16 protein-coding genes are annotated in these 21,018 nt (G+C 71.4%); 6 read left to right on the top strand and 10 right to left on the bottom strand.

Translation table 11 applies throughout. From position 1 onward, the window contains the following. The first annotated feature begins 83 nt into the window (after positions 1-83). Positions 84-2,012 carry an ABC transporter ATP-binding protein gene (locus ACQG07_RS15235; protein ID WP_192018481.1) on the top strand — a complete coding sequence of 643 codons (1,929 nt, stop codon included), beginning with the start codon at positions 84-86 and terminating at the stop codon, positions 2,010-2,012. Positions 2,013-2,055: 43 nt separating this feature from the next. Here ACQG07_RS15235 and ACQG07_RS15230 read toward each other — a convergent pair whose 3' ends face one another. Then, positions 2,056-3,921 (bottom strand): phosphoenolpyruvate carboxykinase (GTP), encoded by a 1,866-nt coding sequence (locus tag ACQG07_RS15230; protein WP_426738711.1) that lies wholly within the window; start codon positions 3,919-3,921, stop codon positions 2,056-2,058. Positions 3,922-4,044: 123 nt separating this feature from the next. Here ACQG07_RS15230 and ACQG07_RS15225 point away from each other — a divergent pair, with 123 nt between their 5' ends. Next, entirely contained in the window at positions 4,045-5,502 is a 1,458-nt protein-coding gene (locus tag ACQG07_RS15225; RefSeq protein ID WP_124769726.1) for a helix-turn-helix transcriptional regulator, read from the top strand. Here the strand turns inward: ACQG07_RS15225 and ACQG07_RS15220 are convergent. After that, the gene (locus ACQG07_RS15220) at positions 5,487-6,674 is read right to left on the bottom strand and encodes a DUF4192 family protein (RefSeq protein WP_426738710.1); all 1,188 of its coding nucleotides are present in this window, start codon (positions 6,672-6,674) and stop codon (positions 5,487-5,489) included. The two genes, ACQG07_RS15225 and ACQG07_RS15220, sit on opposite strands and share 16 nt — an antisense overlap. Before the next feature lie 223 nt (positions 6,675-6,897). On the opposite strand from ACQG07_RS15220, the gene ACQG07_RS15215 reads away from it, so the two are divergent. Continuing rightward, positions 6,898-8,622, top strand: a complete 1,725-nt coding sequence (locus ACQG07_RS15215; protein WP_274500644.1) for a thiamine pyrophosphate-binding protein — start codon at positions 6,898-6,900, stop codon at positions 8,620-8,622. A 34-nt stretch (positions 8,623-8,656) separates the two neighbouring features. Then, entirely contained in the window at positions 8,657-9,451 is a 795-nt protein-coding gene (locus ACQG07_RS15210; RefSeq protein WP_240044046.1) for an alpha/beta fold hydrolase, read from the top strand. A 105-nt stretch (positions 9,452-9,556) separates the two neighbouring features. Here ACQG07_RS15210 and ACQG07_RS15205 read toward each other — a convergent pair whose 3' ends face one another. The 3 genes from ACQG07_RS15205 to ACQG07_RS15195 all read right to left on the bottom strand — a co-directional run bounded on the left by ACQG07_RS15205 (position 9,557) and on the right by ACQG07_RS15195 (position 12,775). After that, on the bottom strand, positions 9,557-11,827 hold the full coding sequence (locus ACQG07_RS15205) for an MMPL family transporter (protein ID WP_426738709.1): 2,271 nt from the start codon (positions 11,825-11,827) through the stop codon (positions 9,557-9,559). Positions 11,828-11,905: 78 nt separating this feature from the next. Beyond that, positions 11,906-12,481 carry an isochorismatase family protein gene (locus ACQG07_RS15200; RefSeq protein WP_426738784.1) on the bottom strand — a complete coding sequence of 192 codons (576 nt, stop codon included), beginning with the start codon at positions 12,479-12,481 and terminating at the stop codon, positions 11,906-11,908. Positions 12,482-12,580: 99 nt separating this feature from the next. After that, entirely contained in the window at positions 12,581-12,775 is a 195-nt protein-coding gene (locus ACQG07_RS15195; protein ID WP_191941504.1) for a hypothetical protein, read from the bottom strand. Positions 12,776-12,835: 60 nt separating this feature from the next. On the opposite strand from ACQG07_RS15195, the gene ACQG07_RS15190 reads away from it, so the two are divergent. Continuing rightward, entirely contained in the window at positions 12,836-13,699 is an 864-nt protein-coding gene (locus tag ACQG07_RS15190; RefSeq protein WP_426738708.1) for an endo alpha-1,4 polygalactosaminidase, read from the top strand. Positions 13,700-13,830: 131 nt separating this feature from the next. Further along, entirely contained in the window at positions 13,831-14,736 is a 906-nt protein-coding gene (locus ACQG07_RS15185; protein WP_426738707.1) for a LysR family transcriptional regulator, read from the top strand. 12 nt (positions 14,737-14,748) lie between these two features. On the opposite strand, the gene ACQG07_RS15180 is transcribed toward ACQG07_RS15185, so the two are convergent. From ACQG07_RS15180 to ACQG07_RS15160, 5 genes are all read right to left on the bottom strand, one after another. Next, positions 14,749-16,203: an LCP family protein gene (locus ACQG07_RS15180; protein WP_426738706.1), complete on the bottom strand. Its 1,455-nt coding sequence runs from the start codon at positions 16,201-16,203 to the stop codon at positions 14,749-14,751. A gap of 81 nt (positions 16,204-16,284) precedes the next feature. After that, the gene (locus ACQG07_RS15175; protein WP_426738705.1) at positions 16,285-17,436 is read right to left on the bottom strand and encodes a CPBP family intramembrane glutamic endopeptidase; all 1,152 of its coding nucleotides are present in this window, start codon (positions 17,434-17,436) and stop codon (positions 16,285-16,287) included. Between the two features lie 74 nt (positions 17,437-17,510). Beyond that, positions 17,511-18,500 carry a LacI family DNA-binding transcriptional regulator gene (locus ACQG07_RS15170; RefSeq protein WP_191941509.1) on the bottom strand — a complete coding sequence of 330 codons (990 nt, stop codon included), beginning with the start codon at positions 18,498-18,500 and terminating at the stop codon, positions 17,511-17,513. 87 nt (positions 18,501-18,587) lie between these two features. Continuing rightward, positions 18,588-19,508 (bottom strand): hypothetical protein, encoded by a 921-nt coding sequence (locus ACQG07_RS15165; RefSeq protein WP_197479028.1) that lies wholly within the window; start codon positions 19,506-19,508, stop codon positions 18,588-18,590. Between the two features lie 88 nt (positions 19,509-19,596). Beyond that, the gene (locus ACQG07_RS15160) at positions 19,597-21,006 is read right to left on the bottom strand and encodes an FGGY-family carbohydrate kinase (RefSeq protein ID WP_426738704.1); all 1,410 of its coding nucleotides are present in this window, start codon (positions 21,004-21,006) and stop codon (positions 19,597-19,599) included. Positions 21,007-21,018 lie beyond the last annotated feature (12 nt).

The following is a 21,018-nucleotide window of genomic DNA, read 5'->3' as shown; positions in this document are numbered from 1 at the left end:
GACCGTCGCCTAGAGTTGAACCACGGTGCGCCGTCGCCATGGACGTCTCGGAGCCGCGCACCGCACCTCGGAGGAAGAGCACCATGAGCACCCCAGCGCGCCCGGCACGCAGCCGCAACCCGTTCAGCCGACCGAAGGACGACGGTCCCCGCGCGAGCCTCAAGCAGCTCATGCCGTACATCTTCGAGCACCGTTCGATCCTCATCGTCGTCATCATCCTGAGCGTCATCGGAGCGGCCGCGTCACTCGCCCAGCCGCTCATCGTCAGCCAGGTGATCGGGGTCGTCGAGGCGGGCCGGTCGCTCGGCAACCTGGCGTGGCTCCTCGTCGGGCTCGTCGTGGTCTCCGGCGTCATCAGCGGGTACCAGCACTACCTCCTGCAGCGCGCCGGCACCGGGGTCGTCTACTCCTCCCGGCGCCAGCTGATCGCGCGCATCTTCCGGCTGCCGATCAGCCAGTTCGACACGCGCCGGACGGGCGACCTCGTCTCGCGGGTCGGCAGCGACACGACCATGCTCTACGCCGTCCTGACGCAGGGCTTCGTGGACGCCGTCGGCGGTGCCATCACCTTCCTCGGCGCGCTCATCGCCATGGCGATCATCGACCCCGTCCTGCTCGGTCTCACCCTCCTCGTCGTCATCGTCTCGGTCGTCGTGGTCGTCGCCCTGAGCGGACGCATCCGCGTCGCCAGCCGCGAGCAGCAGACCAAGGTGGGTGAGCTCGCCGCCGCGGTCGAGCGAGCCATCAGCTCCATCCGCACCATCCGGGCGTCCAACGCGACCGACCGCGAGATCGACGCGGTGGACGGCGTGGCCAAGGAGGTCTACGGCGTGGGCGTGCGGATCGCGAAGATCTCCTCGTTGGTCGTCCCGGTCGCAGGCATCGCCATGCAGACCTCGTTCCTGGTCGTCCTGGGCGTCGGTGGGTTCCGGGTCGCGTCCGGGGCCATCACCATCGCGAGTCTCGTCGCGTTCATCCTCTTCCTGTTCATGATGATCATGCCGCTCGGCCAGGCCTTCGGCGCGATCACGAGCGTCAACCAGGCGCTCGGAGCGCTCGGCCGGATCCAGGAGATCCTCGACCTGCCCGACGAGGGCGATGACGACGCGGCCATCGCCGCGCGGGTCGGGCGTCCCGGGACCGCCTCAGCGTCCGCGCCGGCGATCGAGTTCGACGGGGTCGAGTTCGCCTACCCGGACGCGGCGGTCATCGAGCGCGAACGGGCCGCAGCGGAGGCGCTCGCGACCGAGGCGCTGAGTGAGGGCACCAGCGCGCCGGAGGTCGTCACCGCCGATGCCGCCCGACTCACCGAGGCGCAGTCCGCGCTCGGTCGGCAGGTGCTCCGTGGAGTGTCCTTCGCGGCGATGCAGGGCAGGCGTACGGCGCTCGTCGGACCGTCCGGCGCCGGCAAGAGCACCATTCTCGGGCTCATCGAACGGTTCTACGACCCGACGGCCGGTGCCATCCGCCTGGGCGGCGTCGACATCCGCACGATCCCCCGCGCCGACCTCCGGGACCAGATCGGGTACGTGGAGCAGGACGCCCCGGTCCTCGCCGGCACGCTGCGCGACAACCTGCTGCTGTCGTCACCGGATGCGAGCGACGCCGACTGCGAGCGCGTGCTGCACGCGGTCAACCTCGGCGGGGTCCTCGACCGCAACCCGCTCGGTCTCGCCGCCCCGGTCGGCGAGGACGGCATCATGTTGTCGGGTGGCGAGCGGCAACGCCTCGCGATCGCGCGCGCCATCCTCGCTGCTCCCCCGATCCTGTTGTTGGACGAGTCGACCTCGAGCCTCGACGGCGTCAACGAGCAGATGATGCGCGAGGCCATCGACGCGGTCGCGACGGGACGCACGCTCATCGTCATCGCGCACCGGCTCTCGACCGTCGTCGACAGCGATCAGATCGTCGTCCTCGAGGAGGGTCGGGTGGTCGGCGTCGGCACCCACAGCGACCTCGTGACCGAGGTCCCGCTCTACCGCGAACTCGCCAAGCACCAGCTCCTCGTGTGACGCTCCGCTCGCCCGACCGTGGTCGGGCGAGCGAGCAGACACATCAGGACCGGAGGCGGTAGCGCAGGGCGGCGAGTTCCGCACGGAGGGCGGCCGGGACGCGGTTGCCGAAGGTGTCGAAGAAGGACTCGGTGAGGTTGCACTCGACGAGCCAGGACTCACGGTCGACGGCGAACAGGGTGTCGAGGTCGGCCTCGGGCACGTCGATGCCGTCGAGGTTCAGCTCGTCGAGGACGGGCAACCGGCCGATCGCCGACTCCCGTGCGTCGACCTCGTGCTCGAGCCGCCGCACGATCCACTCGATGACCCGCGAGTTCTCGCCGAAGCCAGGCCACAGGAAGGAGCCGTCGGCGTCCTTCCGGAACCAGTTGACCTGGAAGATCCGCGGCGCCTTGCCGTGCTCGAGTGCACCGCCGACCCGCAACCAGTGACTCCAGTAGTCCGCCATGTTGTAGCCGCAGAACGGGAGCATTGCGAAGGGGTCGCGACGGAGCTCCCCGACCGTGCCCTCGGCGGCGGCGGTCTGCTCGGAGGAGATCGTCGCACCCATGAACACGCCGTGCTCCCAGCTGCTGGCCTCGACCACGAGCGGGACGTTCGTGGCACGACGCCCGCCGAAGAGGATCGCGTCGAGCGGGACGCCGTCGGCCGCGTCCCAGTCGTCGGCGATCGACGGGCACTGCGCCGCCGCGACGGTGAACCGCGAGTTCGGGTGGGCCGCCGGGCGCCCCGACTCGGGCGTCCAGTCCTGCCCCTGCCAGTCGACGAGGTGGGCGGGCGGCTCGGGGGTCAGTCCCTCCCACCAGACGTCTCCGTCGTCGCGGAGCGCGACGTTGGTGAAGATCGTGTTGCCCCACAGGGTGTCGACGGCTGTCGCATTCGTGCCGGCGCCCGTGCCGGGTGCGACCCCGAAAAAGCCTGCTTCCGGGTTGATGGCGTACAGACGGCCGTCGTCGCCGGGCCGGATCCATGCGATGTCGTCGCCGAGGGTCTCGACCGTCCACCCGGGGATCGTCGGCCGCAGCATCGCGAGGTTGGTCTTGCCACAGGCCGAGGGGAACGCGGCGGCGATGTGGAACGCCCGGCCTTCCGGCGAGACGACCCGGACCAGCAGCATGTGCTCGGCCAGCCAGCCCTCGTCGCGTCCGATGACCGAGGCGATCCGCAGCGCGAAGCACTTCTTCGCGAGGAGTGCGTTACCGCCGTAGCCGGAACCGAACGACCACACTTCGCGCGTCTCCGGGAACTGGACGATGTACTTGGTGTCGTTGCATGGCCAGACCACGTCGGCCTGCCCTGCTTCGAGCGGAGCGCCGACCGAGTGGACGGTCCGGACCCACGGCTGTCCGTCGGCGATGAGCTCGAGGACGCGGTCGCCCATCCGCGTCATGATGCCCATGCTGAGGACCGCGTACGCCGAGTCGGTGATTTGCACGCCGAGCTGCGAGAGTGGTCCGCCGACCGCGCCCATCGAGAACGGCACGACGTACATCGTGCGGCCGCGCATGCTGCCGGCGAAGACCCCGTGCAATTCGTCGCGCATCGCCACGGGATCGCGCCAGTTGTTCGTCGGGCCGGCGTCCTCCTCCTGCTCGGAGCAGATGAAGGTGCGGTCCTCGACGCGCGCGACGTCGCGCGGATCGCTGCGGGCGAGGAAACTGTTCGGCCGCCACTCCGGGTTGAGCTTGATCAGCTTCCCCTCCTCGACGAGCTGGTGGGTGAGCCGGTGCGACTCGCTCGCGGAGCCGTCGACCCAGTGGATCGCGGACGGCTCCAGGAGGGCCGCCAGGTCGTCGACCCAGGCGTGCAGCTCGGCGAGGCCGCTGCGCTTCGGGCGGGGCACCGCTCGGAGCTCCGCGCGGGCGGCGGGAGCGGGTGCGGTGTCGGGAATCAGTGCTGCGATGGACATGCGTTCCTCCGGCGTTGGTGGGACGGTCAAGAAGTGGTCGTAGAGCCACCATGCGCCCGTATCGGTCGATCTTCACGGTCTTTCACCCTTCAAGAATCGGGGTTCTTTCGATACGGTGAAGGAATGACGCCGACTCCCGCATCGAACGCCGCTGCCGAACTCCTCACGCTCGGCCATCGGATCCGGCACTTCCGGACCCGGCGAGGCCTCACCCTCGATGACCTCGGCGAACGGGTCGGGCTGGCGGCGAGCCAGCTCTCCCTCATCGAGAACGGGAAGCGCGAGCCGAAGCTGTCGGTGCTGCAGGAGCTGACGACCGCGCTCGGGGTCGACCTGACCGACCTCCTGTCGAAGGAGGCACCGAACCCCCGCGCGGCGCTGGAGATCGAGCTGGACCGCCTCCAGCGCAGTGCCCTCTACGGCGAGTTGACCCTGCCGATCGTCAAGCCGTCGAAGGGCATCCCGGACGAGGCCCTCCGCGCACTCGTGGGCCTGCACCGCGAACTGCAGCGGCACGCGAGCGAGGCGATCGCGACCCCGGAGGAGGCGCGGCGTGCCAACACCGAGTTGCGGGAGTGGATGCGGGAGCGCGACAACCACCTGCCCGAGATCGAGGAACTCGCGGAGTCGCGCGTGCTGCGTGCCGGACACAGCACCGGCGCACTCACCCACCGCACGGTGAGCATCATGGCGGAACAGCTCGGCTTCGACCTCATCTACGTCAACGACCTGCCGCACTCCGCGCGCAGCGTCACCGATCTCGAGAACGGGCGCATCTACCTGCCACCGGCGTCGATCCCCGGCGGGCACGGCCTGCGGTCCATGGCCCTGCAGGCGATGGCGCACCGCCTGCTCGGGCACCAGCGTCCGACGAGCTACGCCGAGTTCCTCCGGCAACGGCTCGAGATCAACTACTTCGCTGCGGCGGCGCTCATGCCGCAGACGGCCGCGGTGTCGTTCCTGCAGCAGGCCAAGCGCGATCGCAACCTGGCCGTCGAGGACTTCCGCGACGCCTTCGGGGTCACCCATGAGGCCGCGGCGCTGCGCCTGACCAACCTGGCGACCGCCCGGCTCGACATGCGCCTGCACTTCCTGCGGGTCTCCGAGGACGGGGCGATCTCGAAGGCCTATGAGAACGATGCGCTGCCGCTGCCCGTCGACGTGACGGGCGCGGTGGAGGGCCAGATCGTGTGCCGGAAGTGGAGCGCGCGGAACGCCTTCGCGCGGACGAACCGCACCACGGAGCTCTACCAGTACACCGACACCCCGGCCGGTACCTTCTGGTGCGCGACGCAGACCGGCACGACCGAGGCCGGGGAGTTCTCGATCTCGGTCGGCGTGCCCTGGGGCGAGGCGAAGTGGTTCCGCGGACGGGAGACCACGACGCGTGCGGTCTCCACCTGCCCGGACCCGACCTGCTGCCGTCGACCGCCGTCGGACCTCGCCGACAAGTGGCGGGAGCAGGCCTGGCCGAGCGCCCGCTTGCACACCCACATCCTCTCCCCGCTGCCGAGCGGCACCTTCCCCGGCGTCGACGACTCCGAGGTCTACGACTTCCTCGAGCGTCACGCGGCGGGCTGATCGCTGGGGGCGGCGACGCCGTCGTGTGTTCCCGGGGTGCTGCAGAACGCCCAGGCCGGGAGGTGCCCCTGGCGGATCAGCGACCCGACGGTCGCCGCCAGCGGGTGGTCCAGCTCCTCGTCGACCAGCTCGGCGAGGAAGGCGGTCGCGCGCGTGCTCTGGCCGAGCGCCCACGACAGCCAGGCGAGCATGGCGAGCGGCGCGACGCGTGCCGACTCCGACGCTCGCGCCGCGACACCGAGGAGCAGGCTGCTCGCCGCACGGATGCGCTGGACGTCGGGATGCGGTCCGTCGCCGACCAGCAGGTGGGCGACCCGGTGGAACACCTCCGGGTCGTCCGTCCCGACCGGCAGATGCCCGTACGCGCGTTCGGCGTCGTCGAGTTCCTCGCCCAGCTCGCGCCCGAACGCCCACTGCATGAGTGCGAGATCGCTCGCCCACGGGCGTGACAGGCTCAGCAACAGGAAGGCCACTTCCCGAGCGGTCATCGCATCGACGCCGCGGGCGAGCGCGTCCTCGAAGACCGCAGGAATGCCGTCGAGTCGTTCCACGGCGTCTCCGACGTCGATCCGCCAGGTCGTGCGCGCGTGATCGGCGGCCGCGTCGAGCATGGAGGCCAGTCGAGCGCAGAGCACCCGGTACTCGAGGTCGACGGCTGCGAACGTCGCCACGTCCACCCGCGGGACCTCGGTCGTGACGAGCTCCCACGGGAGCGGTGGGACCGGCGGGACCGCCGCCGAGGTCACGATCCCCGGCGAGCGCCCTCCGGCGGGGAGTGCAGGGTCGAGGTATGAGCCCCAGCCGTCAGCGGCCGAGCAGAGCGCGTCTTTGACCGTGAACCCCTGTGCGCTCGCCAGCTCGAGGACAGCGTCGGCGATGGTCCTGCCCGGCGGCTCCGCCCCTGCTCCGAACGCGTCGTCCGTGTAGACCACGGGCACGATGGCGTCGACACCCGGGGCCCGGCAGGCGAATCCGAGGGCGCGCTCCGCGGCGGCGTCCGCCACCTGCCGGTCGACGTCCGTTCCGGCCGGCAGGTGCACCTGGAGTGCGCCGCGGCTGTGACGGCCCGCGAACAGGACGACGACGAGACTCGATCTCGGAGTGCTTCCGACGAGTCCGGGGATGAGGGCGAGGAGGTCTTCGGCCGCATTGGCCTGCACGATGTGGGTCATGGAGCAAGCCTCGATCGAACCCGGGTCCGACTGTCCGGCAGGCGTCACGCATGTGGAGCGGATGCTGTCGCGGCCGTACTGTGCAGCGCGGTCACCGCGGAGTAGAGTGTGCTCGTCAGACTCCGCAACACGGGGGTCGTTGCTCGAAAAAAGGGCGATAGCGCGGCCAGTACCGGCGAGACACACACGGAATCCCATCCGTCCACGTTCTCGAAGGTCTCCCATGTCCGAACACGCTTCGTCGACCGTTCTCACGTCGATCCGCTCCTCCACCGTCTCCGCCCGGGTGGCACAGGCACTCAGCCGCCATGTCTCCGAGGTGTTCGGCGTCATGGGCAACGGCAACGCGCACCTCCTCGACGCCCTCGCCTCGACCACGACCCGCTTCACCGCCATGCGGCACGAGGCCGGCGGGGTCGCCGCAGCCGACGCCTACACCCGCGCGGGCGGCGGTCTCGCTGCCGCGACCGCGACCTACGGAGCCGGATTCACCAACACCCTGACACCCCTCGCGGAGGCGGTGATGGCCCAGATCCCGCTGGTCCTCGTCGTCGGTGACGCCCCGACCACCGGTGCCCGCCCCTGGGACGTCGACCAGTTCCAGATCGCCGCCGGGCTCGGTGCCCCGACCTTCACCGTCGGTCGTGACGACGCCACCGCGACCACGCTGCGGGCCATCGAGCACGCCGTCCACCGCCGGACCGCGGTCGTGCTCGCGATCCCCTACGACCTCGCCGCCGTGGCGTCCGACGAGCCGCTGCGGGCGGACGGGACACCACACCACCCGGCGCTCGTCCGGCCGTCCCGCGTGGAGCCCGTCGCACGGCGCCTGGACACCGCCGCCGCCGCCCTGCGCAGCGCACACCGTCCGCTCATCCTGGCCGGGCGTGGAGCCTGGCTGGCCGACGCCGGACCCGTCCTCGGCGAGCTCGCCGAGCGGCTCGACGCCCACACCGCCACCACAGCGCTCGGACGCGGGCTCTTCGGTTCCAGCCCCCGTGATCTCGGGGTGGCCGGCGGCTTCGCGACGGAGCACGCCGCGACACGCATCGCCGAAGCGGACGTCGTGCTCGTCGTCGGCGCCGGCCTCAACCAGTTCACGATGCGGTTCGGCGAGGCCTTCTCCGCCGATGCGCACGTCATCCAGGTCGACCTCGCCGACGCCCCGACGAACGCCAGGGTCGACGAGCTCATCCACGGTGACGCGGCCCTCGCAGCCGCAGGTCTCCTGGAACGGCTCTCCGACGGCGCGGGGTCCGGATGGGTCGCGTCGGCCGGCCGCGCCCGCCCAGCACCGCACCTCGACCGCGACCTGGGTGACGGTTCGACCGGCGACGGGCTGTGCGCGGACGGGCGCCTCGACCCACGAAGCCTCGCGCACCGACTGGACGAGCTGCTTCCGGCCGACCGCACGGTCGTGCAGGACGGCGGCCACTTCATCGGCTGGGCGCCGATGTACTTCGACATCCCCTCCCCCGACCGCCTCGTCATGGTCGGGACGGCGTACCAGTCGATCGGACTCGGGTTCCCGAGCGCTGTCGGCGCCGCGGCGGCCGGGCACACGGGCACCACCGTCCTGTGCACCGGCGACGGCGGCGGCCTCATGGCGCTCCCCGACCTCGACACCGTCATCCGCACGGTGCCGAGCGGCGTGATCGTGGTCTTCAACGACGCGGCCTACGGAGCCGAGGTCCACCAGTACGGCTCGCGTGGACTCGACCAGACCCCGATGCTCATCGACGAGGTCGACTTCGCCGCCGTCGCGCGCGCCTTGGGGGGCCAGGGCGTGACGGTCGACACGCTCGCGGACCTCGACGGACTCACCGACTGGGTCCACGCCGGGGCGCAAGGCGTCCTCCTGCTCGACTGCCGCATCTCCACGAGCGTCGTCGCCCCGTACCTCTCCGAGATGATGCAGCAGGGACCACGACCGGTCGCCGTCGACTGAGCCTGTGCGGCGCCACCGCGGGTATCGTTGACGGGTGCTTCCTCAGCCTGCCCCGACCGCACCCACCTACGTCATGTCGACGGACGGTATCCGGGTAGCGACGTACCTCCACGAACCGGCTCCGGGCACAGGCGACCTCGGCACGATCATCGCAGTGCACGGCTTCGCCTCGAGCGCCGGACTCAACTGGGACCTCGCCGGGTGGACACGCACGCTCACGCGCGCCGGGTACCGCCTGCTGACCCTCGATCAACGCGGTCACGGAGCCTCGGACAAACCGACGGATCCGGCCGCATACCGCCTCGACATCCTCGTCGACGACGTCCTGTCCGTCCTCGACGGCTACGGCGTCGACGAGCCGTACTACCTCGGGTACTCGCTGGGCTCCCGGGTGGGTTGGCGGCTGGGCGTCCGGCACCCCGACCGCGTGCGCTCCCTCAGCCTCGGCGGTCTCCCCGAGGGCGACTCGCTCCGCGACTTCGACCTGGAGGCGGCCCGTCACCACGTGAGGACCGGGACGACGATCGCCCACGCCCTCACCGACACGTACGTGACGATGGCCGAGGGCGTCCCGGGCAACGACGTTGAGGCGCTCATCGCCCTGGTGGACGGCCTCCGCGGAGGACCGCAGCCGAGCACGGCCGAGGTGCCGCCACTGCCCATGTTGCTCGTGACCGGAGACGACGACGCGGTCGCCGCCGGGAGTCGGCGGCTCGCTGAAGCCGCCGGTGCCCGCTACGTGGGGCTGCCCGGCCGCGAACACTTCAACGCGGTCTCGTCGCGGGCGTTCAAGGACGCCGTGCTGGCGTTCCTCGCTGAGCAGGGGTAGCTGTCCTGGGTCAGGGTACTCGCTGCGGAGGACCTGTCCGGCGGCACTTCGACAAGCTCAGTGACCGGAAGTCAAGCCGAGTCTGTCGAAGGGTGATCGCCTCGGTCAGGCCGCGTGCCGGTGCTCGACACGACCCTTCGCGAGCTTCGACGGCCACCAGATGGCGCTCCCGATGTCGTGGCTGAGGGCTGGGACGAGCAGCGTCCGGACGATGATCGTGTCGAGGAGGACCCCGAACGCCACGATGAACGCGATCTGCGCGAGGAACAGGATCGGGATGACGCCCAGCGCCGCGAACGTGGCCGCGAGCACGAGTCCGGCCGAGGTGATCACACCACCCGTGATCGCCAGCCCCCGCAGCACGCCGGCCCTCGTTCCGACCCGCAGCGACTCCTCGCGGACCCTCGTCATGAGGAAGATGTTGTAGTCGATCCCGAGCGCCACGAGGAAGACGAAGCCGTAGAGCGGCACACTCGGATCCGCGCCCGGGAACCCGAGCACGTGGTTGAACACGACCGCGGAGACCCCGAGGGCCGCCCCGAAAGACACCACCACGCTGAGGATCAGCAGGACCGGGGCGAGCACCGAGCGGAGCAGCAGCATGAGGATGAGGAGGATGACGGCGAGCACCACCGGGATGATGAGGTTCCGGTCGTGGATGGACGCGTCGTTCGAGTCGATGGCGGTCGCCGTGACGCCGCCGACCGGTGTGTGGGAGCCGACCTCGGCGTCGAGCGTCGAGCGCAACTGTCGCACGCTCTCCTCCGCCGACGCGGAGTCCGGTGCCGCGTCGAGCGTCGCCTGGAGCAGGATGCGGCCGTCGTCGACCGTCGGTTCGGCGGACGCCACCGGGGTCCCCGGCGGCCCCGCGGCGGGAGCCGTGAACACCGCCTCCCCGTCGCTCACCGTCGCGTCCGCGGTGCCGGTCGCGGAGTCGCTCGACAGCACCTGGACGCTGTCGAGACCGTCCGCCTCCTCGAGGATGCCGATGACCTGCGCGGCATCGCCCTCCTGCGTGAGGACGTACACGGGGCTCGCCGAACCGGCCGGGAAATGCTCACCGAGGGCGGCCTGACCGTCACGGGCCTCGGAGGTGCCGAGGATGAGGTCGCTCTGGGCGACGCCGTCCGCCTTGAGCTGGAAGACCCCGAGGCTCGCGACGAGGAGGAGCAGGGTGCTCCCGATCCAGACGACGCGGGCGTGACGGGAGATGAGGCGGGCGATCCCACCCCACAGACCGGTGGTCGGCACGGCGGTGTCGTCGGTCGACGAGGCGCGCACACGGTGCTCGCTCCCGACCTTCGGGCGCAGCGGCCAGAACGAGGTGCGACCGCAGGCCAGCAGGAGCGCGGGCAGGAAGGTGAGCGCTGCGAGGACCGAGAAGACGATCCCGATCGAGGCGACCGGCCCGAGCGCCTTGTTCGAGTTCAGGTCGCTGAGCAGCAGGCAGAGCAGTCCGGCGATGACGGTGCCGCCCGACGCGACGATCGGCTCGAACGATCCGCGGAGCGCCGCCCACGTCGCATCCCACCGCCGCTCGTGGTCGCGGAGCGCCTCCCGGTACCGCGAGACGTAGAGCAGTGAGTAGTCGGTCGCCGCACCGATCACGAGGATGAAGAGGATGCCCTGGACCTGGCCGTTCAGCAGGACGACGCCGGCCTTCGCGAGCCACCACACGGTGAGGAGTGCGGTGCAGAGGGCGAACAGCGAGGTGCCGAGCACGAGGAACGGGAGGACCGGCGAGCGGTACACGACGATGAGGATGAGGAAGACGGCGCCGAGCGCGGTCAGGAGGAGGATGCCGTCGATGCCGGCGAAGGCGTCGGTGAGGTCGGCGGTGAACCCTGCCGGGCCGGTGACGAAGACGTCGAGGCCGGCCGGGGCGGCTTCGACGAGCTGCGCACGGAGGGCCTCGACGACGTCGCCGACCTCCGCGTCGCCGCTGATCGGGACGAAGACCTCGACCGCGTCGCCGTCCTCGGAGGGGATGGCCGGAGAGACGCCGTCGGCGACGCCGTCGGTGGAGGACAGGGCTGAGAGCTCGTCGTCGATCGCCGCCCGGTCCTCGTCGGTGATCCCGCCGTCGCGGACGAACAGCACGAGGGCCGGGATGTCGTCACCCTCCCGGAACCCGTCGAGTGCCGTCTGCACCTCGGTCGCGTCAGCGCTCGCGGGGAGGAAGCTCGTCTGGTCGTTGGTCGCGACCTCGCTCACCTTCCCGAAGTACGGACCGCCGACGCCGGCGGCCGTGAGCCAGAGGAGGATGAGGACCGCGGGGAGCACGACCCGCAGCCACCGCGGCGCACCCGCCCGATCCCGCTGCTGCGTCCGGGTGTCCGCGTCCGTCTGCGTTCCGCCGTGTCGTCCGTGCGTCATGCGCGCGCCCCGTTCTCGCCCTGCTCGAAAGAATATGCAGCTAGCTTACTATCTGCGTCGGGTGCCCGGCGACGGAGTTCAGGCGGGGACGACGACTCCCCCGGCTTCAGCGATCTCGGCGAGCGCCGCATCCCCGGCGGCCCGGTCGACGGGCGCGACGAGACCTGCGAGGACGCGGACCTGCAGGCCGTGCTCGATGGCGTCGAGCGCACTCCGGCGGACGCAGTAGTCGGTCGCGAGACCCACGACGTCGACCTCCGTGATGCCGGCATCCGTGAGGACCTCGTCGAGGCTCAGACCCTCGGGCGTCACGCCCTCGAAGATCGAGTATCCGTGGGCACCCTGGCCCTTGCGGATGTGGGTGTCGACGCTCTTGGTGTCGAGCGCGTGGTGGTACTCGGCGCCTGCACTCCCCGCGACGCAGTGCACCGGCCAGTTCGTCACGTAGTCGGGCTCACCCGTCGCGAAGTGACCGTCGTTGTCGCCCTCGGCGTCGTGCCAGTCGCGTGAGGCGAACACGTGCGCGTAATCGGCCCCGTGCTCGGCCAACAGCTGCGTGACCCCCGCGGCGACGACCTCGCCGCCGTCCACGCCGAGCGCACCGCCCTCGGTGAAATCGTTCTGTACGTCGATGATGAAGAGCGCGCGCGCCACGATGCCTCCGGGTTGTCGTCGTCCCGCCTCGGTGGAGGTGGGTTCCATCGAGGGTAACGCCGGGGAACCGACCGGGTCAGGTGGTTGCGCGGTCAGGGTTCAGAGCCGACGTGCGCGCTCCTTGCGGCGGTCGAAGAACTGGAGACCGATGTTCACACCCATGACGACGGTGCCGAGGAGCATGGACACGAGCCCGGCGATCCGGAACCCGACCGGCAGCTCCAGGAGCAACGCGAAGACGACTCCGAGCACGATGAGCGCAGCACCCGCGGAGAACAACACCAGATACTTCATGCCCCAACGGTACCGGCTGAGCGGCGACCTCGGGACGGGACCGCGACCTAGGGTGGAGCCATGACCCGTCTCCCCCGTCGCGCGCACCTGCTCACCGCGGCGGGCGCCGCCCTCCTGCTCGCGGTCACCGCCGCCGGCTGCTCCACGTTCCCGAGCGGTGCGAGCTCCGACACCGGACCGACCCACTCAGCGGGTGGATTCCCCACGGACGTCGTCTTTGACTACCAGCTCGGTGGCGGCTACGAGCCGACGGCCGGCGTGGGCGGCGTCGCGCGCGACAGCACCGACTCCCCCGACCCCGACCGGTACTCCGTCTGCTACGTCAACGGGTTCCAGAGCCAGCCGGCCGATCGCGAGGCCTGGCTCGCCGAGCCGGACCTGGTCCTCACCGACGACGCCGGCGAACCGGTCATCGACGAGAACTGGCCCGACGAACTCATCTTCGACCTCTCCACCGACGACCGTCGCGCGCGCATCGCCGAGCGGGTCGGTGCGAGCATCACCCGCTGCGCGGAGGCCGGCTTCGACGCCGTCGAGATCGACAACCTCGACTCGTACACCCGGTCCGACGGTCGGCTCACCGTTGAGGACGCGATCGCCCTCGCCACCCGGTACGCCGACCTCGCCCACGACGCGGGCCTCCTCATCGGGCAGAAGAACGCCGCCGAGCTGGGCACGCGAGGACGGGACGACGTCGGGTTCGACTTCGCCGTCGCGGAGGAGTGCCACCGCTTCGACGAGTGCGCCACCTACACCGAGGTGTACGGAGGCGCCGTGCTGGACATCGAGTACACCGACGACCTGCGCGGCACCTTCGACGAGGTGTGCGCCGATCCGCAGGTCCCGTTCTCCACGATCCTGCGCGACCGCGACCTCCGGACGGCCGACGACCCCGCCCACGTCTTCGACGCCTGCGCTCGGTAGGCCCCGGCAGGAGATCCGCTCCGGGGCAGGAGCTTCCGCGGCGAAGCATCCTGTTGCGGGGTGGACCCCCGGCGCCCAGGCATCTCCAGCAGATGTCGGTAGCGTGGAGGCATGATCCGGACCCACGACGCATGAACCTGGAGCAGCTGGAGGCGGTCGTCGCGGTCGTCGACTACGGATCGTACGCCGCAGCGGCCGACGTCCTCCGGATCTCGCAGCCCTCGCTCACGAGACGCATCCAACGCTGCGAGACGGACCTCGGGCTTGCGCTCTTCACCCGGGTCGGTCGGCGCATGCAGGTCACCGATGCCGGACGGTCCGTGCTCGGCCCGGCGAGGCGGATGCTCCAGGAGGCGAACGGGCTCCGTGCGCTCGCCGACGCCCAGCAGGCGCTCACCGCCGGCACGCTCCGCATCGGCGCGCTCCCCTCGCTCGTCGCGACCCACGTCCCGGAGCTCGTCGCCCGGTTCCATGCCGCGCACCCCGACGTCCGCATCGAGGTCACGGGCGCCGTCGACTCCGCCGAACTGCTCGAGGCCGTCGACCTCGGGCGCATCGACCTCGGCGTGGCCGATGTGGCCACCGCCGGCCCCGGTGTCGAGGTGCGGCTCCTGGAGGAACAGCGGTTCGCGATCGTCCTCCCCGGCCTCAGGACCGTCGCCGAGCGCGAGGCCGAGCACACGCCGCCGACCATCACCGGCGACGAGCTGGCCGCGCACACCCTGGTGACCCTTCCGCGCGGGACGTCGATGCGCGCCGTGACCGACGAGGCCTACGCCCGCTTCGGCGTGCAGCCACCGCGGGTCATCGTGACCACCCAGCGCGACGCGCTCACGCGGTTCGCGACCGCCGGCGTCGGGCTGACCGTGGTGCCCGAGCGTCTCGCCGACTGGGCTGCGGCGAACGGCGCCCGGGTCCGCCGGTTCCCGACACCGGTCACGAGGAGCATCGGCCTGCTCGTGCGCCACGACAGCGTCGGGACACCCGCCGTGAGTGCCTTCCTCCGATTGGCGGAGCGGGTCCCACCCGGGGACTGACGACGACCCGCGTCAGCCGCAGAGGTCCGCGGCGGCGTTGCGGGACTCGACCTCGACGGGCGCCGGCGCGGCAGGCGGGGTCAGTGAGGCGAAGTCGTCGCCGATGACGAGCACGACGTCCTCCTCGTCCGGTCCCGGTTCGCCGCTCACGACGACCGTGATCCCCAACTCCTGGGCGAGCGAGGCGGCCGTCGCCCGAGCCGCGTCCGAGTCGCGCGCGAGCAGGAGCGTGACCGGGGTGTCCGTCTCCGCGTCGCCGATCGAGGCGACGGTGTAACCGAGGGCGGTCAGTCGGTCGGCCGTCGCCGTCGCGACCCCGTTCGTCTGCGAGCCGTTGAGGACGCTGACCGCCTCGACCCGCACCGGTTCGACCGGGGCGACCGGCTCGGCGGGGGACGCATCAGCGGTTCCCGCGATCGGCACCGGGACATCGGTGGCGAGGCTCGAGAAGACGATCGCGGCGTCATCGCTCGGGACGACCCGGTTGGCGTCCGACGGCGCCTCGGTCCACGGCATGGTCAGGAAGGTGATGGCCGACGCCGGCACCTGCGAGACCCGGTGCGCGAGCGAGGTCAGGCTCGCGAGGTCGCCGAGCGCGGTGTCGACGGTGAGCGAGGAGGTGACCGCGTCCAGGAAGCGGATGAGGCGGTCCGGCCGGGTGAGCACCTCGGCACTCAGCGCCCGCTGCACGATCGCGGACATCACCATCTGCTGGTTGCCGAGGCGCGAGATGTCGCTGCCGTCACCCACCGCATGCCGGGTGCGGGCGAGCGCGAGCGCCTGCGTCCCGTCGATGACCTGTGCTCCAGCGGGCAGCGCGAGGTTCGAATAGGGGTCCTCCATGTCCGACGGCAGACACACCGCCAGCCCGTCCATGCCGTTGACGATCGCCTGGAAGCCGCTGAAGTCGAGCTCGACGAAGTGGTCGATCGGCACACCGGTCATCGCCTGCACCGCGGCGACCGAACAGGCGGCCCCCGAGTTCAACGCCGCGTTCACCATCCCGTAGTCGTCGGGCGTCCCCCGCCCGGTGTCCGTGCACATCGACAGGTCGGTCAGCGTGTCACGCGGGATCTGCATCGCGTCGATCCGGGTGTTGCCCTCGGACACGTGCACGAGCACCATCGCGTCGCTGCGCTTGGTGCCGGTGTCCTCGCCGTAGTCGCCGACCGCGAGGTCACGGCTGTCGGAGCCGAGGAGGAGGACGTTGATGGCCGGGTCCGGTGCGCCCGGCTGCGCGGGCTCGGTCGGACGTCCGGTCGGGGCGGCGATGGCCTCGGAGCTGAGGTTGCCCTGCAGTCGCAGTGCGAGCGCACCGACACCCCCGAGGAGCGCGAGCACGAGGCCGCCTGCGATGCCGACGATGAGGCGTCGACGGCGGACCCGTGCGCTCACCCCACCGCCGTGACGGCGAGCGTGAGCGGCACGTGGGCGGACGGGTGCCTCGGGGAGATCGGGTCTGCGCATCGTCCCAGTGCACCAAGCGTCGAAGCGGCGGACAAGCAGCCTGCCCGGTGCGACTCATACGCGGCACGCATGCGTCGGAGATCAGCTCACGGGCGAGGCGACCTCCGAGCCACGCAGCCCGGGCGCCGCACGCTTACCGAACTGGCCGGTGACGACCAGGATGAGCGTCGTCGCTGCGAGGAGGATCCAGCCCGGCCAGCCGAGCAGGGTGCCGAACACACTGCCGGTGTCCTGCATCGACGTCGGGCTGGCGAACAGCAGCAGTGCCCCGACGGCGGCGTTCACCGCGCCGTGGGCGATCACCGCCGGCCAGACCGAGGCGGAGCGGAGACGCAACCAGCCGATGACGACGCCGAGCAGCATGCACCAGCCCACCATGAGGAGCAGGCCGAGGACGTCGGTTCGCTGGTAGTTGTAGCCGAGGAGGATGAGCGGTGCGTGCCACACGCCCCAGATCGCCCCGGAGAGCAGGAGGGCGGGCCAGGTGCCGAGCGGCAGGAGGTTCGGCAGCAACCAGCCGCGCCAGCCGAGTTCCTCCCCGAACGCGGACAGCGATGCCACCAGGACGCCGAGGGGCAGGGTGAGGAGCTGGACCAGGGCGACCGTGGTGAGCTCGTCCCGCCCGAGCTCGCCGGCGCCCGAGGCGGTCATGATGGCGGCGAGACCGGACAGGTCGACGAGGTCGAGCTCGATGAGCCCGATGGCCTGCCCGAGCAGCATGGAGCAGAACGCGAGGACGGGGAATCCGACGAGCGCCGCCGCGCAGAGCCCGAGGGTCCGGCCGAGGGGACGCAGGGGCGCGAGTCCGAGCAGCCGTGGGATGCTCCTCGGCCGGGCGACGAACAGCACCACGACGAGCGCGGCGATGGTCGGGGTGTACATCATGCCGAGGGCGATGAGCTGGAACCACGGGTTCGCGAGTCCCTCACCCGACAGCCACAGCGGTGCGGCGATGAGCCAGGCGAGGCCGACGGCGAGCACGGTGAAGACCGTGACGGCGACCCACGGGACCCTGGTGGGCAGGATCGGGGCCAGCTCGCGGTTGCGCCGGCGCTGGCGGTCCGCCGCCGACTCCGGTTGCTGCGCGAGCACGGCCCGCCCGGCGGCACCGATCACCGGGCCCGCAACCGGTGCGGGCGACCCGCCGACGATCGGCGTCCGGTTCGGTCCAGGCGCGGGCTGTCCGATCGGCGCCCAGCCGCCCTCGGTCGGTGTGTCGTCCGGTCGCTGCATGTGATCCCCCGTGGTCGCGAACAGCTTCCCACGCTACGGAGCGACGGCGCGGGGCGCATCCGCCGACCGGGGGATCACGCGGTGAGGTGACAGCCGCAGGACTCCCGCAGGAGGAGCCCGACGGGGACGACGGTGCTGCGCTCGTGCTCACCGTCCGCGTCACCGAAGCGGGCGAGCGCCCGGGTGGCGGCCAGGCGGCCCAGTCGTGCCGGGTCCTGTTCGATGACGCTGACCGCCGGATCGAGCTGGTCGGCCATCGGGAAGTCGCCGAAGCCGAGCGAGGCGATCCCCCGCGAGCGCAGCGCTGGGACGAGCGCCATCGTCACCCGCGCGTTGGCCGAGAACAGGGCCGTCGGCGGGGAGGCGAGGGCGAGGAGACCGTCGACAACGGCGGCGGCCGGTTCGCGGTCCGTCGCGTCGAGGCTGACGAGGGCGTCGTCGAGGTCGATCCCGCTCTCGGCGAGCGCCGAACGGTAGCCCTCGAGTCGGCGACGGGTGCTCGGCGGGTGTGCCGAGTCGGCGATGAAGGCGACCCGGGTGTGCCCATGCTCGAGCAGGTGCCTCGTCGCGAGGTAGGCGCCGCGGTGGTCGTCCTCGACGAAGCTGTCGGCGTCGAGCCCACCGGGGGCCCGGTCGACGAACACGATGGGTGTGTGCTCGGCCCACGGCGCGAGCCACGACTGATCCTCCGCGACGGGCGCGAGGACGAGCCCCATGAGCTGCGAGCGGAGCAGCGAGTCGAGCACGGCACGCTCGCGCGCCGGGTCGTCGCCGATGCTCGTGACGAGGGTGGTGATGCCCGACACCGAGCAGACCTCCTCGACGGCGCGGACGACCGCGGCGAAGAAGGGGTCGACGACGTCCGGGACCGCGACGCCGACGGAGGAGGACCGCCCGGCGCGGAAGGTGCGCGCCAGGACGTTCGGGACGTAGTTCAGCTCCCGCATGGCCGATTCGACCCGCGACCGCGTCTCCGGGAGCACGTGCGGGTCGTCGTTGAACACGCGGGAGACCGTCTTCGAGCTCACTCCGGCGAGGGACGCCACGTCCTGCATCGTGGCCATGGCTGCTCCTCGGGTGGTTCCACCTTGGTGGCGTGGTCGGATCGGGCTGGTTCGCGGGCGGCGACCGAGGACGCCGCCCGCGATCCGTCAGCGACCGGCGAGCGCGGTCTCGATGACCTGCTCGAGCTCACGGAGGCGAGGCAGCGCACGGTTCGTGAGCAGTTCCTCACGCTTCGCCGACGAGATCGAAAGGCTATCCTTCCACAGCGAACGACCGGCCATCGCGCCGCCGGCACCGTTCTCGACCGCGGTGCGGACCTGACCGACGAAGGTCTCGTGGTCGACGCCGGCGGAGAGCACTGCCCACGGCACGCCGGCGGCCGCCTCGGTCACGGCTGCGGCGGCCTCGGCGGAGCCCGGGTACTGGAGCTTCAGGACCTTGGAACCGGCGGCGACGGAGATCTCCGCGGCGCCGCGTACGAGCTCGGGGAAGATCTCGGCGTAGGCCTCGTCGCTCTCGCCGTCGAGCTGGTAGACGAGGATCTCGACGATGAGCAGCACGCCCTCGGCGGTGCACTCCTCCACGAGGCGGGCGATCTCGTCGATGACGACCTGCTCGGCCTCGCGCTGGTCGGAGCGCAGGTAGAACAGCATCTTGGCGGCGTCGCCACCGAGTTCGCGGACTCGGCGGGCGTCCATGCCGGGCACGTACTTCGTCCGGCGCAGACCGTTCTCGGTGTCGAAGCCCGAGGAGTCCATGCCGACGACGAGACCGGTCGTGCGGGAGAGGGTGCGCTCGTCGACGACGAGCGGGAGGGCGACCTCCGGGTCGAGGAGGATGGCGGGTGCGTGGTTGCCGAGGAACCGGACGAGATCGCTCTTGGCCTCGGCGAGTTCGTCACGGCTGATGCCGGCCGCGCCGTTCGGGGCGTCGGTCATGACGGCCTTCATGCCGTTGCGCTGGTCGCCGGCGACGATGAGCATGCCGCCGCCCGGGGTGCTGATCGTGGCCATGGCGCGGCGTTCGAGCGTCGTCAGCTCGTTGGTCCTGGTGGCTACTGCGTTCATGAGGTGCTCCTTGTGCTTCGGATGGGGTCTGATCCCGGCAGCGGTCGCGCCGGGGAGGATCGGTCTGGGTCGTCGGGTGGTCGGTCGGTCAGGGGTGTGATCGGGAGATGGCGGGTTCGAGGAGGGCCCCGGCGAAGACGGCTGCGCCGTATGCCGTGTCCTGGGACCGGTGCGACACCTGCACGCCGGGCAGGACGGCGGCTCGGGCGCGTTGCACGGACCGCATGCTGGCCCAGCCACCGGTGAGCAGCGCCGAGGTGGCCGGGGCGACCTCGCGGTCCATCGCCGCGATGAGCACGGCGAGTTCGTCGTTGCCGTGCTGGAGCACCGCTTCGAAGACCTCTGCCGGCCCAGCGCCGTCGGCACGGACCGTGAGCTTGAGGACGCCGTCGTCGTTCCGGGCGCCCGCGACCGAGATGTCACCGTCGCCGAGCAGCCCGCCCGCCGGGAGCGCCATGACCTCGTCGTCCAGGCGGTCGCGCCCTGCGCGGTCGGTCACCCCGACGAGCTGGAGGGTGCGACGCATGAGCAGGCCGGTCTTGACGCCGGCGACGAGCACCCAGGTGCCCGGCACGACGTGACGGACGCAGTTGATGAACACCTCGGCGAGGCGCTCCCGGGCGGCGAACGGGAGTGGTTCGTCGAGGCGTCGAAGCAGGACCTCGGCTGTGCCCATCGACACGTGGTACCGCTCGGCGGGGAACGAGCCGGTGGAGACGGCCGACACGAGGTGGTCGTGGCCGGCGACGGTCAGGGCCGCACCGGAGAAGACCGGCGGCACCCACGGGCTGCTCGCGGCGCCGAGCGGGGCACCGGCGTCGGTGAACGGCGGGAGGAACGACGCGTCGACGCCGAGGTGGTCGAGCAGTTCGGGCCACGGCTCACCCGTGTCCTGATCGAGCAGGCCGGTCCGCGACGAGAGCGAGTACTCGGCGGCCTCCTCGCCGCCGAGGGCCGAGACGAGGTACTCCGGCAGGTTGAGCCAGCGCGTTCCGGCGAGGTCGAGTCCGGCGTCACGGAGGTGGAGGAGCTTGATGACCGAGACCTGCACGCCGAGCGGCAGGCCGGTCCGACCGGCGAACTGCTCGGCGATCTCAGCCGGGAGGGCCGCGAGCTGTTCGGCGCCGCGCGGATCGAACCAGGCGATGGCGGGCGCGACGGGCCGGCCGACGGCGTCGAGGACGATCCCGGACTCCCCCATGCCGGAGACGGCGAGGGCCCGGACCCGCGCGGCCGGCCCGAACCGGTCGACGAGTTCCGCACCGACGTGGTCGAGGAGCTCCCGGACGGTGGCGATGAGGGACGCCGCCTCCATCACGGTCGTGCCGCCTGGACCGGCGAGCCACGGGGTGGGCAGCTGATGGATGAGGACTTCGGCGCCGTCGGCGTCCGTCACGAGGATCTTGACGCCGGTGCTGCCGAGGTCGAGGCCGGCGACGAGTCGATCCGAGGCCACGGAGGCGACGGCGGTCGAGTCGAGGTTCGCAGCAGGGTGCACGGCGGTGTCCGT

The organism is Plantibacter sp. 2H11-2 (assembly GCF_050031945.1).
GTDB lineage: Bacteria > Actinomycetota > Actinomycetes > Actinomycetales > Microbacteriaceae > Plantibacter > Plantibacter auratus.
This window is presented reverse-complemented; position numbering and strand designations above follow the sequence as displayed.